Annotated in this window: 12 protein-coding genes; all 12 read left to right on the forward strand. The window is 47.4% G+C overall.

Going from position 1 to position 14,096, the window contains the following annotated elements:
- The first annotated feature begins 34 nt into the window (after window positions 1-34).
- The 12 genes from motA to DAQ1742_RS06575 all read left to right on the forward strand — a co-directional run bounded on the left by motA (window position 35) and on the right by DAQ1742_RS06575 (window position 14,056).
- A complete protein-coding gene (gene motA, locus DAQ1742_RS06520) occupies window positions 35-922 on the forward strand; it encodes a flagellar motor stator protein MotA (protein WP_067487169.1) in 888 nt (295 codons plus the stop codon).
- Entirely contained in the window at window positions 919-2,049 is a 1,131-nt protein-coding gene (gene motB / locus DAQ1742_RS06525) for a flagellar motor protein MotB (protein ID WP_035343025.1), read from the forward strand. Before motA ends, motB begins: the two co-directional genes overlap by 4 nt.
- Before the next feature lie 17 nt (window positions 2,050-2,066).
- Window positions 2,067-4,103: a chemotaxis protein CheA gene (gene cheA / locus DAQ1742_RS06530; RefSeq protein WP_180706317.1), complete on the forward strand. Its 2,037-nt coding sequence runs from the start codon at window positions 2,067-2,069 to the stop codon at window positions 4,101-4,103.
- Between the two features lie 39 nt (window positions 4,104-4,142).
- Window positions 4,143-4,640 carry a chemotaxis protein CheW gene (gene cheW / locus DAQ1742_RS06535; protein WP_013318523.1) on the forward strand — a complete coding sequence of 166 codons (498 nt, stop codon included), beginning with the start codon at window positions 4,143-4,145 and terminating at the stop codon, window positions 4,638-4,640.
- Between the two features lie 116 nt (window positions 4,641-4,756).
- Window positions 4,757-6,454 carry a methyl-accepting chemotaxis protein gene (locus tag DAQ1742_RS06540; RefSeq protein ID WP_035343021.1) on the forward strand — a complete coding sequence of 566 codons (1,698 nt, stop codon included), beginning with the start codon at window positions 4,757-4,759 and terminating at the stop codon, window positions 6,452-6,454.
- A 715-nt stretch (window positions 6,455-7,169) separates the two neighbouring features.
- A complete protein-coding gene (cheR, locus tag DAQ1742_RS06545; RefSeq protein WP_035343018.1) occupies window positions 7,170-8,042 on the forward strand; it encodes a protein-glutamate O-methyltransferase CheR in 873 nt (290 codons plus the stop codon).
- Window positions 8,042-9,094, forward strand: a complete 1,053-nt coding sequence (locus tag DAQ1742_RS06550) for a protein-glutamate methylesterase/protein-glutamine glutaminase (RefSeq protein WP_035343016.1) — start codon at window positions 8,042-8,044, stop codon at window positions 9,092-9,094. The genes cheR and DAQ1742_RS06550 overlap by 1 nt, the downstream gene beginning before the upstream one ends.
- 34 nt (window positions 9,095-9,128) lie before the next feature.
- Entirely contained in the window at window positions 9,129-9,518 is a 390-nt protein-coding gene (gene cheY / locus DAQ1742_RS06555) for a chemotaxis response regulator CheY (RefSeq protein ID WP_035343013.1), read from the forward strand.
- A gap of 9 nt (window positions 9,519-9,527) precedes the next feature.
- Window positions 9,528-10,172 (forward strand): protein phosphatase CheZ, encoded by a 645-nt coding sequence (gene cheZ / locus DAQ1742_RS06560; RefSeq protein ID WP_035343010.1) that lies wholly within the window; start codon window positions 9,528-9,530, stop codon window positions 10,170-10,172.
- A 224-nt stretch (window positions 10,173-10,396) separates the two neighbouring features.
- Window positions 10,397-11,548, forward strand: coding sequence for a flagellar biosynthesis protein FlhB (gene flhB, locus DAQ1742_RS06565; RefSeq protein ID WP_035343008.1), 1,152 nt, complete (start codon window positions 10,397-10,399; stop codon window positions 11,546-11,548).
- The gene (gene flhA, locus DAQ1742_RS06570; protein ID WP_035343006.1) at window positions 11,541-13,628 is read left to right on the forward strand and encodes a flagellar biosynthesis protein FlhA; all 2,088 of its coding nucleotides are present in this window, start codon (window positions 11,541-11,543) and stop codon (window positions 13,626-13,628) included. Before flhB ends, flhA begins: the two co-directional genes overlap by 8 nt.
- Entirely contained in the window at window positions 13,628-14,056 is a 429-nt protein-coding gene (locus DAQ1742_RS06575) for a flagellar protein FlhE (protein WP_071604093.1), read from the forward strand. Before flhA ends, DAQ1742_RS06575 begins: the two co-directional genes overlap by 1 nt.
- The last annotated feature ends 40 nt before the right edge of the window (window positions 14,057-14,096 follow it).

Consider the following 14,096-nt stretch of genomic DNA (forward strand, 5'->3'; position numbering starts at 1 on the left):
TCCGCCACCCTTTTACTATCTATAAGGAATTCTTGTGCTGGTTATATTGGGTTATCTTGTCACTATAGGCTCCATACTTGGCGGTTATCTCATCGTTGGTGGCGAGTTAGGGGCACTGTATCAGCCTTCGGAATTATTGATTATCGGTGGTGCGGCTGTCGGGGCATTTATCGTTGGTAATACTGGTAAAGCGATTAAGTCAACGATGAAATCGCTCCCAATATTGCTGCAAGGGTCGAAATACACGAAAGCGGTATACATGGATCTGATGGCCGTGCTGTTTCGCTTGATGGCTAAATCACGTCAGCAAGGTATGCTTTCGTTAGAGTTTGATATCGATAATCCTAATGAGAGTGAAATTTTCTCCACCTATCCCCGCATTCTGGCTGATAGCTATATTGTAGAATTTGTGACCGATTATTTGCGCTTGATGGTTAGCGGGAACATGAATGCGTTTGAAATTGAAACGCTGATGGATGAAGAAATTGAAACCGTTGAGCATGAAGTTGAAGTTCCAGCAACCAGCTTAAACCTGATGGGGGATGGGTTGCCCGCATTTGGTATTGTTGCTGCGGTAATGGGTGTAGTGCATTCTCTGGCGTTTGTTGACCGTCCTGCGGCAGAACTGGGCATGATGATTGCCCATGCGATGGTGGGGACCTTCCTTGGGATTTTATTGGCTTACGGTTTCGTGTCTCCGCTCGCATCATTGCTGCGTCAAAAAAACTCTGAAAAAATCAAAGTGCTTCAATGTATCAAGGTGACATTGTTATCCAGCCTGAATGGTTATGCCCCGCAGATAGCCGTTGAGTTTGGTCGTAAAACGCTTTATTCAACAGTGCGTCCTTCATTTACCGAAATGGAAGAGCATATCCGTAATGTGAAGGCTCCGGCACAGCAGGCATCGGAAAATGACGCATGAAACACCAACATCCGATTATTCGAAAAAAACGTAAATCAGGACATGCTGCACATCATGGTGGCTCATGGAAAATAGCGTATGCTGACTTCATGACCGCCATGATGGCGCTTTTTCTGGTGATGTGGTTGATTGCTATTTCCTCGCCTTCTCAATTGGCGCAAATTGCCGAATATTTCCGCACACCATTGAAAATAGCCATTACCTCTGGCCCTAAAATGAGTGATGCTTCAAACCCGATACCTGGCGGTGGCTCTGATCCAACCCAGCAGGAAGGTGATGTGAAGCGTCAGATTGATACCATGGATGGCCGCCTTGAAGAAATTAAACTCAATAAACTACGCGAACGGCTTGATCAACTTATTGAGGCGGATCCGCGCCTCAGAGCATTAAGGCCGCATCTGTTGATTGAAATGGTCGATGAGGGCCTGCGCATTCAAATCATTGATAGTAACAATCGGCCTATGTTTAAAACAGGTAGTGCGCAGGTCGAACCTTATATGAGTGATATTTTGCGAGCTATCGCGCCAATTTTGAATGATATTCCTAATAAAATCAGTTTATCGGGCCATACTGATGATGCGAAGTACGCAATGGGTGAGCGAGGCTACAGCAACTGGGAATTATCTGCCGATCGCGCTAATGCTTCCCGTCGAGAACTGATTGCCGGTGGGTTGGCCGATGGCAAAGTTTTGCGTGTTGTAGGTATGGCTGACACGATGAATTTGAAGCAGGCCAAAGGGGGCAGTGATGCCATCAACCGTCGTATCAGTCTGGTTGTCCTGAATAAGCAGGCTCAGGAGAATATCGAACATGAGAATGCTGAAAGCAGTGCAGTAAACATTGATAAAATAGAAAATTTACAAAACATGGGGATGGATAAAGCCAAGCCCGTTACCGCACCTGCCGATAACGGTAACAGTACGGCTACACCACAACCCGAAACCAATGGGACGCCTGTATCTGGCTCAACTGCGGCTCCTGTTCAGGCACCCGCAACAGCGGCACCTGCGTCGGGAGCGAACGGCTCATCGGCAACAAGCCATCGGCAGCCTACGACAGCTTTGCCAGCAGCACCTGATAGTCAGGCGACACCTTCTTCAACAAGCCGCGATTCACAGCAGAGGTGACCCACGTGAGCATGGACATGAGTGCTTTCTATCAAACGTTCTTTGATGAAGCAGATGAATTGTTGGCGGACATGGAGCAGCATTTATTGCAACTTGATCCGTTGGCACCCGATACGGAACAAATGAATGCCATATTCCGCGCTGCTCACTCGATTAAAGGGGGAGCGGGGACATTCGGCTTTACTATATTGCAGGAAACCACTCACATACTGGAGAACCTGCTGGATGGTGCCAGACGCGGTGAAATGCGGTTGAGCACCGATATTATCAACCTATTTTTGGAAACCAAAGATATCATGCAGGATCAGTTGGATGCTTATAAAACTGCGCAGGAGCCCAACGCTGAAAGCTTTGAGTATATCTGTCAGGCACTGCGTCAGCTTGCTCTGGAGTCCAAAGAAAATGGCGCTACCGGAGCTGCTCAAGCCAAGGTAGAGGTTGAAAATTCGGTTTCTTCCGCTCCAGCCTCGGCCACTGCTGCCAGTGGGAATTCAGGCCTAAGAATTGCCCTGACTGGCCTGAAAGAGTCGGATATTCCTCAACTGCTTGAAGAGTTAGGAAATCTGGGAACAGTTAAAGATTCGGTCCAAACCAGCAATAGTGTTGAACTGACGCTGGAGACGTCTGCCAGTGAAGACGATATCAGCGCCGTGCTATGTTTTGTTCTGGAACCAGAGCAAATTAGCTTTAAAACTCCAGGTGCTGCCAGCGTTGCGGCACCGGTTGCGGTAGCGCCAGTTGTCAGCGAGCCGGCTCCTGTGGTTCAACCTGAGCCTCCCGCTCCTGTTGCACCGGTTCAGAGTGCTCCAGCGCCTGTAGCGAAGCCTGGTGCGGCTAATGATGCCGCTAAAGGAAGAACCAAAGCCGGTGATACCAGTATTCGTGTAGCAGTAGAGAAAGTTGACCAGCTTATCAACCTGGTTGGAGAGTTGGTGATTACCCAGTCAATGCTGGCTCAGCGTTCGAGTGCTCTTGATCCGGTCGCGCATGGTGACCTGCTTAATAGCATGGGCCAGCTTGAGCGTAATGCGCGGGATCTGCAAGAGTCAGTCATGTCTATTCGTATGATGCCTATGGAATACGTGTTTAGTCGTTTCCCGCGTCTGGTTCGTGATCTGGCTGCAAAATTAGGTAAGGAAGTTGAGCTAACGTTGTTAGGAAGTTCAACTGAACTTGATAAGAGCCTGATTGAACGCATTATCGACCCGCTGACCCATCTGGTACGTAATAGCCTTGACCATGGCATTGAATCACCGGAAAAACGTATCGAGTCAGGCAAGTCTGCTGTGGGTAATCTGACTCTATCAGCAGAACATCAGGGCGGTAACATCTGTATTGAGGTTATCGATGATGGCGCTGGTTTGAACCGCGAGCGTATTCTGGCCAAAGCGCTGTCGCAAGGGATGGCGGTTAGCGAAAACATGTCTGATGAAGAGGTCGGCATGTTAATTTTTGCGCCTGGTTTTTCTACCGCAGAAAAAGTCACCGACGTATCAGGCCGAGGCGTTGGTATGGATGTGGTAAAACGAAATATTCAGGAAATGGGTGGTCATGTTGAAATCCACTTCCAGAAAGGAAAAGGGACAACTATCCGTATTTTGCTGCCGTTGACGCTAGCAATTCTGGATGGTATGTCAGTTAAAGTGAATAATGAAGTGTTTATCCTGCCGTTGAATGCGGTTATGGAATCCCTGCAACCGCAATCGGAAGATTTGTACCCGCTGGCAGGAGGCGAGCGAGTGTTGCAGGTTCGTGGCGAATATTTGCCATTGGTTGAGCTGTATCAGGTATTTGATGTCGCCGGAGCGAAAACGGATGCGACGCAGGGGATCGTGGTTATTCTACAGAGCGCGGGCCGCCGTTATGCCTTGCTGGTTGACCAACTGATCGGTCAGCATCAGGTTGTGGTGAAAAACCTGGAAAGTAATTATCGCAAAGTGCCGGGTGTTTCCGCCGCGACGATTCTGGGTGATGGTAGCGTAGCACTAATTGTAGATGTTTCCGCGTTGCAAGCGCTTTATCGGGAAAAGCGTGTGGTCGAAACCGCAGCTTAACAACGTTTACAGCTATAGATTATTAAAAAGGTGAGAAACATGACTGGACTTGCGAATGTGACAAAGCTAGCAGGCGAGACAGTAGGTCAGGAGTTTTTGATTTTTACGCTGGGTGATGAGGAATACGGCGTAGATATTTTAAAGGTTCAAGAAATTCGTGGTTATGATCAAGTTACGCGAATTGCTAATACACCTTCTTTCATCAAGGGTGTAACCAATCTTCGCGGTGTTATTGTTCCTATTGTCGATTTACGTATCAAATTCATGCAGCAAGAAGTTGATTATGACGATAACACGGTGGTGATTGTATTGAATTTAGGGCAGCGTGTTGTCGGAATTGTGGTCGATGGTGTGTCGGATGTGCTCTCTCTGACAGCCGATCAAATTCGTCCGGCTCCAGAGTTTGCGGTCACGTTGTCAACAGAATACCTGACAGGATTGGGTTCTCTGGGTGAGCGGATGTTAATTCTCGTTGATATAGAGAAACTACTCAGTAGTGAGGAAATGGCGTTGGTTGATAGCGTCATGAAAGTTTGACAAACCAGCCATTAAGGGCCACTTCGGTGGCCCCTATCATTTGATACCCTCGAATCTCGAATCATAGAGTTATAAAGATGCTAATGCATCAATGATTGTTGTTATAAAGGCTTAATATGCTGAATCGTGTAAAGGTCGTAACTGGGCTCATTATCGTTCTTGGGCTATTTATTCTTCTTCAAATCGTTTCCGGTGGGCTGTTTTTTAATGCTCTTAAGTCGGATCGTGACATTTTCACAACAACCCGGGTTATCAACCAACAGAAGTCAGAGTTGGAGTCTACCTGGTCATATTTATTACAGACGCGTAATACACTTAATCGTGCAGGTACACGCTATGCTATGGATGCCTCTGGCGGGGTATCAGGTGGAGTGTCAGCCAAAGAGCTCATTGAGTTGGCTAAAAAACAATTAGTCATTGCTAATACACACTTCGCTAATTATGAAAAAATTCCGTATAGCAGTAAGCAGGATTCAGCGGTTGCTCAGGCGGTAAAAGAGAATTATACCGTGCTTAATAATGCATTAAGCGATTTGATTGTTTTTCTCTCAAATGGCAGGTTAAAGGAGTTTTTTGATCAGCCAACTCAAAGTTTTCAGGACAAGTTTGAGAAGGCCTATTACTCTTACAAAGAGTCCTATGACAAAGTGTATGCGGATGCGGTTGAAGATAATAATTCTGCTTACTCAACTGCACTATGGTTACTGGTAACGGTTGCTGTATTTGTGGTTGTCATATCGCTGATTGTATGGGTTGGCATCAATCGCTCACTGATTCAGCCGTTACATCACCTCATTGAACATATTCGTCATATGGCAAGAGGGGATTTGACATCGCGTATTGATTTCCAAGGTACGAATGAGATGGGGATGCTTGCTGATAGCCTGCGCCACATGCAGACAGAATTCGTGACAACGGTAAGTGCTGTGCGCCAGAGTGCTGAGGCTATTGACACCGGAGCCTCGGAAATTAGTGCTGGTAACAACGATCTTTCATCAAGAACTGAACAGCAAGCTGCCGCACTGGAAGAGACGGCTGCCAGTATGGAACAGCTCACCTCCACAGTAAAACTGAATGCTGATAATGCGCGTCAGGCCAGTCAGCTTGCACGCAGTGCTTCTGATACTGCACAGAAAGGTGGCAAGGTTGTTGATAATGTTGTGAAGACCATGCATAACATTGCTGGTAGCTCGCAGAAAATTGCTGATATCACCAGTGTTATTGATGGTATTGCGTTTCAAACCAATATCCTGGCACTCAACGCTGCGGTAGAAGCGGCCCGTGCGGGCGAGCAGGGGCGTGGTTTTGCGGTGGTTGCAGGTGAGGTGCGTAGCCTTGCTCAGCGTAGCGCGCAAGCTGCCAAAGAAATTAAATCGCTGATTGATGACTCAGTAAACCGGGTGCAGGAAGGTTCAGTTCTGGTCGAAAGTGCTGGTGAAACCATGGGTGAGATTGTGAGTGCAGTGACTCGAGTCACTGATATCATGGGCGAAATAGCCTCAGCATCTGAAGAGCAAAGCCGTGGTATCGATCAAGTCGGCCAGGCTGTGACCGAAATGGATCGTGTTACTCAGCAGAACGCGGCGTTGGTTGAAGAGTCTGCATCAGCGGCTATCGCGCTAGAAGAGCAGGTTCGCGTTCTAAATCAATCAGTTGCTGTGTTTCGTTTGTCAGAGGAGAGCAGTAAAACCCGAAGAGTCAGTGCACCGACAGGTGTCTTTGCCAGACCGGCGTTACTGTCAACTCCTGTGGTAACAGCCAAAGAGAGGCATGTGAAAAATAGCAAAAGTGCTGATAATTGGGAAAAGTTTTAACACGCTGACAGCTTAATACCGTTAACCGGACGAGGTGCAGGATACAGGATATTGATTCGTCCGGTTAATTTGGCTGTAAGTATGAGAATTCATCCTGATTCATCTGGTTGAGTATGAATTTTGACCTGATAACGCCTGAGCGGTTACTTTTTCAAGCATGATGACGACCACGTCACGGAATGAAAAAAACAACTGATAGAATCTATATCAAGCTAGTTACTTAAGATATTTTTAAGGGTTTCTGTGGTTTGATAGGCTGTCACATCAGACATAACCCTGGATTTTTTGAGACAGACTTAGCAAATTTAGGTTTTGTTACCGTTATTGCAGTTCTTTAGTTAAAGAAAGGTTTAATGCGGCCGATTGTTATATGTAATGCGTGTGGTATAGGCGCTGTGGCGTTATTTAGTCCGTTTGAGAATCGTGTTATCGCTGTATTCATAGAAATACACGTCTCAAGTCAGAAAACTGAATAAAGCATTTTTTAGTCTTTCTAGACTGAAAAAAATGTATAGAAAAGTGCTATGACAACGTTACAGCCATTTCTGTATCGCATACTGGTCGATTAATCAGACCAGCCAATTGTATTATGAAGCGACACCATCCTTTACCCTGGAATGATGTCTTGGATTAACGTGTGAAACCTGCAATAGCTGTAATGGGAAGTCTGATTGAAAAACAATAAAATCATCTATCCATTTTCGGGCGGTCAGATATGAAGAATACACCATCGCCAAATCGTTCAGGTTCTACATCCATTTTGAGTCAGATGGTTGAACGGTTACCGCTGTCTGATGTTCATTTTCGGCGTATCAGCCAGCTTATCTATCAGCGTGCCGGTATCGTGCTGGCAGACCATAAACGGGAAATGGTTTATAACCGTTTGGTCAGACGTTTGCGTTTACTAGGTATTAATGATTTTGGTCAATATCTGGCGCTACTGGAGTCCGATCCAAACAGTGCGGAGTGGCAGGCATTTATCAATGCGCTCACCACCAATCTGACAGCCTTCTTTCGTGAAGCTCACCATTTTCCTATTCTTGCCGATCATGCGCGTAAACGTCAGGGGGGCTATAGCATCTGGTGCGCCGCTGCCTCTACAGGCGAGGAGCCTTATTCTCTGGCGATGACGTTGGCGGAGGTTTATGGTGATCGTGCTTCCAATTGTCAAATCACAGCAACAGACATTGATACCCAAGTGTTAGAAAAAGCCTCTGCTGGTGTCTACAGGCAAGAAGACCTGCGCTCTCTCTCTCCACAGCAAATGCAGCGTTTCTTTTTGCGAGGGACTGGCCCGCATAGTGGTTTAGTTCGCGTTCGTCCTGAACTGGCGAGTATGATCCACTTCCAGCAGGTGAATTTGCTGGCACCAGAATGGTCTCTGCCTGCGCCTTTTGACGCTATTTTCTGTCGCAATGTAATGATTTATTTCGATAAAGAAACACAAGAGCGTATTTTACGCCGTTTTGTTCCGCTGCTAAAACCGGGCGGATTATTATTTGCCGGGCATTCAGAGAACTTCAGTCAGATCAGTCGGGAATTTTACCTGCGGGGACAGACTGTATATGGGCTGGCTAAGGAAAGATAATGAGCAAAATAAAAGTATTATGTGTTGATGATTCTGCATTAATGCGCCAGATCATGACTGAAATCATTAACAGCCATCCCGACATGGAGGTGGTAGCCACTGCGCCAGATCCTTTAGTGGCCCGCGATTTAATCAAAAAATTTAATCCACAGGTGTTAACGCTGGACGTTGAAATGCCGCGTATGGATGGACTGGATTTTCTTGAAAAACTCATGCGCCTTCGCCCTATGCCTGTTGTGATGGTATCGTCCCTGACAGGAAAGGGCTCAGAAATTACCTTGCGAGCACTTGAGTTAGGCGCAATTGATTTTGTGACGAAGCCGCAGTTAGGTATTCGTGAGGGGATGCTGGCATACAGCGAGTTGATCGCTGAAAAAATTCGCATGGCGGCTAAAGCACGTTTGCCACAGCGCAACTCGTCTCCAGCACCTACCATTCTTATCCCCAGTACACCGTTGCTCAGTAGTGAGAAATTGATTGCGATTGGTGCATCAACAGGCGGTACGGAAGCGATCAGGCATGTTTTGCAGCCATTGCCACCAACCAGTCCGGCTCTGTTGATTACCCAGCATATGCCACCGGGTTTCACGAAATCCTTTGCTGAACGGCTCAATAAGTTGTGTCAGATTACAGTGAAAGAAGCAGAAGACGGAGAGCGCGTTTTGCCAGGACATGCTTACATCGCTCCTGGTGCCCGCCATCTTGAGTTGTCGCGTAGTGGTGCAAACTATCAAGTAAAACTGCATGATGGTCCGCCGGTTAATCGTCATCGTCCTTCTGTTGACGTACTGTTCCACTCTGTTGCACAGTACGCCGGACGAAATGCAGTAGGAGTTATCTTAACTGGCATGGGAAATGACGGGGCCGCAGGAATGCTGGAGCTTCATAAAGCCGGTGCCTATACCATCGCGCAAAATGAAGCCAGCTGTGTCGTATTCGGTATGCCTCGAGAAGCTATTGCACTCGGTGGTGTCGATGAGGTGGTGGACTTGCACCAGGTGAGTCAGCGAATGCTGGCACAAGTTTCTGCCGGACAGGCATTACGTATATAGCAGCTCCAGGTGAGCAATAATATTAGGAGTAGGTATGGCTGATAAAGAACTCAGATTTTTAGTAGTGGATGATTTTTCGACAATGCGTCGCATTGTCCGAAATCTACTAAAAGAACTGGGCTTCAACAATGTGGAAGAAGCGGAAGATGGCTCTGATGCCCTGAACAAGCTTCGTTCAGGCAGTTTCGATTTCGTCATTTCTGACTGGAACATGCCTAATATGGACGGACTGGAACTGTTGCAGGCTATCCGCGCCGATGGCGCGCTTTCCAAACTCCCAGTGCTGATGGTAACCGCTGAAGCAAAGAAAGAGAATATTATTGCTGCAGCACAGGCTGGTGCCAGTGGTTATGTTGTTAAACCATTTACTGCCGCGACGCTTGAAGAAAAACTGAGTAAGATTTTCGAAAAGCTTGGTATGTAAGGAGATGCCATGAATCCACATCCGATGCCCATTAATGATCATGCATCTGCCACAGAGATTATTTCTCGTATCGGGCAGTTAACGCGTATGCTGCGTGATAGCCTGAAAGAGCTTGGCTTAGATCATGCTATTGCGGAAGCGGCGGAAGCCATCCCAGATGCTCGTGATCGTCTTGATTATGTTGTACAGATGACCGCTCAGGCGGCAGAGCGTGCGTTAAGTTGTGTTGAGGCTGCGCAACCTCGACAGAATCAAATGGAAGAAGAGGCCAAATCCCTGAAAGGCCGTTGGGATCAATGGTTTGAAAATCCTATTGAGCTTGCTGAAGCACGAGAGCTGGTGACGGATACTCGTAGCTACCTTGAATCTGTTCCTGATCATACTGCGTTTACCAATGCTCAGTTGCTGGAAATCATGATGGCGCAAGATTTTCAGGATTTAACAGGGCAAGTTATCAAGCGCATGATGGATGTAGTTCAGGAAATCGAAAAACAATTGCTGATGGTATTGCTGGAAAATATTCCAGAAAAACCGTCCGAAGCTCGCCGTGCAAACGAAGGTCTGCTGAACGGGCCCCAGGTTGATAAAACTGCGACAGGTATTGTTTCCAACCAGGATCAGGTTGACGACTTGCTCGATAGCTTGGGTTTCTGATTTAACCTCGACACCCATTGTATTTTTAAATGGGCATCGTGGCGTAAGGTATGTGGATTTTTACGATCGGGGTATCCCCGATCGTAAATTCCTGCCTCCCGTCTTTGCAATAAAATAAATAGCCGCTTGTTTTCCTCTTTTTTCTACCCATAACGATGGCAAGATTTTGTCATGCTAGCGCTGTATAACTTTCATGTCAGTGAGCATTAACAGGAGCGGCTGTAGTGGCAGACGATAGCGATCTGGAGAAAACAGAAGCTCCCACCCCCCAACGAACAGAAAAAGCCCGAGAAGAAGGTCAGATTCCTCGCTCAAAGGAACTGACATCTCTATTTATGCTGATTGCAGGGCTGGCTATTTTATGGGGGACTGGCGTGAGTATGGCGAGAAAATTGTCTGAGATGCTGGCTAAAGGATTGATATTTGATCACAGCCTGATCAGCGATGAGCGATTATTCATTTCTCATATTGGCGTGCTCATTGAGCAAGCAGTGCTTGCCCTCCTTCCTATCTTCTTTGGTCTTGTGATAGTTGCACTGGCTGCGCCAATTCTGCTTGGCGGACTAATTTTTAGTACCAAATCCATCAGTGTGGATTTTGGTAAAATGAATCCGTTATCCGGGTTGAAACGTATGTTTTCAACACAAGTTTTGGCGGAATTATTTAAGGCGATACTAAAAGCTGTAATCGTAGGGTGCATTACCTGCTGGTTTCTTTGGCACAGTTGGAACGATATGTTACATCTGGTATCTGAACCGCTGGAAAACGCCATTAAGGATGCGCTGAATATCGCGCTACTCTGCTGTTTTTGGGTTATCCTTGGGCTCCTTCCTATGGTCGCTTTTGACGTATTCTGGCAGATATGGAGCTATATCAAACGATTACGCATGAGCAAGCAGGAAATCCGTGACGAGTATAAAGAGCATGAAGGGGACCCGTACATCAAGGGCCGCATCAAACAACAGCAGCGTGCTATCGCTCAGCGCCGCATGATGGCTGATGTGCCTAAAGCCGATGTTATCGTCACCAACCCAACCCACTATGCGGTTGCGCTAAAATATGATGAGAAAAAAATGCAGGCTCCTAAAGTATTAGCCAAAGGAGCCAATCAAACTGCTTTACGTATTCGTGAATTGGGTTCGGAGCACCGTATCCCGATTCTTGAGGCACCGCCTTTGGCGCGTGCACTCTATCGCCATACTGAAATAGGGCAGCAGATCCCTGCTGGATTGTATGCAGCTGTTGCTGAAGTGCTTTCGTGGGTCTACCAGTTGAAACGCTGGAAACGAGAAGGCGGGTTGATTCCGCGTAAACCTAAAAACTTACCTGTGCCGGATGCACTGGATTTTGCTAAAGAGAAAACAACCGATGGCTAACCTGGCCTCTTTGCTTCGCCTACCAGGCAATATGAAAGGTTCTCAGTGGCAGGCCCTGGCGGGGCCAGTCTTGATCCTGCTTATCCTGTCAATGATGGTTTTGCCGTTACCGCCGTTTATTCTGGATTTGCTGTTTACCTTCAATATTGCACTTTCCATCATGGTGTTGCTGGTGGCGATGTTCACACAGCGTACACTCGATTTTGCTGCATTTCCGACCATTCTATTGTTCTCTACGCTATTGCGACTATCACTCAACGTGGCATCAACCCGTATTATTCTGATGGAGGGACACACCGGTGCGGCGGCGGCTGGGCGGGTCGTTGAGGCATTTGGTCACTTTCTGGTTGGTGGTAATTTCGCTATTGGTATTGTGGTTTTTATCATCCTGGTTTTGATCAACTTTATGGTTATCACCAAAGGTGCCGGGCGTATTGCTGAGGTTGGTGCGCGTTTTACCTTGGATGGTATGCCCGGTAAGCAAATGGCGATTGATGCTGATCTTAATGCCGGTTTGATCGGTGAAGACGAAGCGAAAAAGCGCCGGGCAGAGGTAACTCAGGAAGCTGATTTTTATGGCTCTATGGACGGTGCCAGTAAATTTGTGCGTGGTGATGCTATCGCTGGCCTCATGATCATGGCAATCAACGTCATTGGTGGTCTGCTGGTTGGTGTAGTTCAGCATGACATGCTGTTAGGGCAGGCAGTAGAAAACTATACGTTGCTGACTATTGGTGATGGTCTGGTTGCGCAGATCCCGGCACTGGTTATTTCGACGGCGGCGGGTGTTATTGTTACTCGTGTTGGTACCAATCAGGATGTTGGGCAGCAGATGGTAACGCAACTGTTCAATAATCCTCAGGTTATGGTGCTCAGTGCCGCAGTGCTTGGGATGATTGGTCTGGTTCCAGGCATGCCAAACTTTGTCTTTTTACTTTTTACCGGCCTGTTATTGGGCATTGCGTGGTTGATTAAAAAAGGCGAAAGAAAAGCTGAATTTGAGTCTGCACAAACGGCATCAGCAGTACCGACATCACCACAGATAGTCGAAGCCAGTTGGTCTGATGTTCAACTGGAAGATCCCTTGGGGATGGAAGTGGGATACCGACTGATTCCTATGGTCGATTTTCAGCAAAATGGTGAGTTGCTGGGGAGGATCAGAAGTATCCGTAAGAAATTTGCCCAGGAAATGGGGTTTCTGCCGCCGGTTGTGCACATACGCGACAACCTGGATTTACAGCCAGCCAGCTACCGCATTTTAATGAAAGGGGTAGAAATTGGCAGTGGTGAAGCACATCCGGGGCGCTGGATGGCGATTAACCCTGGTAATGCGGTTGGCTCGCTGTCCGGTGATGCAACCAACGATCCCGCTTTTGGGCTGCCTGCCGTTTGGATTGACAGTTCGTTAAAAGAGCAGGCTCAGGTTCAGGGTTATACGGTAGTTGAGGCCAGTACGGTTGTGGCTACCCATCTTAATCATCTGCTGAGTTTGCATGCGAGTGAGTTGTTTGGTCGCCAGGAAGCGCAGCAACTAATGGATAGGGTCTCTCAGGAGATGCCTAAACTGACGGAAGATTTTATTCCGGGGGTAGTCACATTAACTACTTTGCATAAGGTGCTGCAAAATCTATTAAGTGAACAAGTCTCTATTCGAGACATGCGTACAGTAATTGAAACATTGTCTGAGCATGCTCCGGTACAAAGCGACCCTTACGAGCTGACCACCGCTGTACGTATAGCGCTTGGTCGTGCCATTACACAGCAATGGTTCCCTGGCGATACTGAATTACAGGTCATCGGTCTTGATAGTGCGTTAGAGCGCCTGTTGTTGCAGGCCCTGCAAGGTGGTGGTGGATTAGAACCTGGGCTGAGCGACCGACTGCTAAATCAGGCTCAGCAAGCATTGCAGCGACAAGAGATGCTTGGGGCTCCCCCTGTATTATTGGTCAACCACGCATTACGTGGTCTGTTATCTCGCTTTCTACGCCGTAGCTTGCCACAGGTTGCGGTGCTGTCTAATCTGGAAATCAGTGATAGTCGTCAGATAAGGATGACGTCAATGATTGGCGAGTCATCCTGATGAAACGTATTCGTTTTTCGCTACTGGCGGTAGGTGGCATATTGATCAGTTCTTGCGCATACAGCGTTCATGCGCAGCAAGGGGGATGGAGTGCCAGTGTTTCCGGGCCCTCTTTTCAATATAGGGGGATGCAGGCTTCATCTCCTGCTCTTTTGCCTGCGGCCAGTTTGCAAGTTTCTGCGGATAATGTCGTGACAGTTATCTATTGGCGGTATCAATTAGCATCAGCTGCGCCGATAGATCTTACAGTGAAGCTTTGTGCGCTTAACCGCTGTGTTAATCTTGATAGTGCCAGCGGTCAAACATCTGGCTTGCAGGGTATACCTGCAAACAGCGAATTCAGGATGATGTTCTATGTCCCTGGCACGGGCAGAATATCTGCATCTGTAGACGTGGTTTCCAGTGAAATATCTGTCAACTATCGCTAATACGGACGTGTTTGTTCAGTGCAGATAAAGGAAAAAGCGA

The organism is Dickeya aquatica, assembly GCF_900095885.1.
Classification (GTDB): domain Bacteria; phylum Pseudomonadota; class Gammaproteobacteria; order Enterobacterales; family Enterobacteriaceae; genus Dickeya; species Dickeya aquatica.

Coding starts and splice junctions, on each gene's coding strand:
- motB (WP_035343025.1), top strand. CDS start 919: ATGAAACACCAACATCCGATTATTCGAAAAAAACGTAAATCAGGACAT.
- cheA (WP_180706317.1), top strand. CDS start 2,067: ATGAGTGCTTTCTATCAAACGTTCTTTGATGAAGCAGATGAATTGTTG.
- cheW (WP_013318523.1), top strand. CDS start 4,143: ATGACTGGACTTGCGAATGTGACAAAGCTAGCAGGCGAGACAGTAGGT.
- DAQ1742_RS06540 (WP_035343021.1), top strand. CDS start 4,757: ATGCTGAATCGTGTAAAGGTCGTAACTGGGCTCATTATCGTTCTTGGG.
- cheR (WP_035343018.1), top strand. CDS start 7,170: ATGAAGAATACACCATCGCCAAATCGTTCAGGTTCTACATCCATTTTG.
- DAQ1742_RS06550 (WP_035343016.1), top strand. CDS start 8,042: ATGAGCAAAATAAAAGTATTATGTGTTGATGATTCTGCATTAATGCGC.
- cheY (WP_035343013.1), top strand. CDS start 9,129: ATGGCTGATAAAGAACTCAGATTTTTAGTAGTGGATGATTTTTCGACA.
- cheZ (WP_035343010.1), top strand. CDS start 9,528: ATGAATCCACATCCGATGCCCATTAATGATCATGCATCTGCCACAGAG.
- flhA (WP_035343006.1), top strand. CDS start 11,541: ATGGCTAACCTGGCCTCTTTGCTTCGCCTACCAGGCAATATGAAAGGT.
- DAQ1742_RS06575 (WP_071604093.1), top strand. CDS start 13,628: ATGAAACGTATTCGTTTTTCGCTACTGGCGGTAGGTGGCATATTGATC.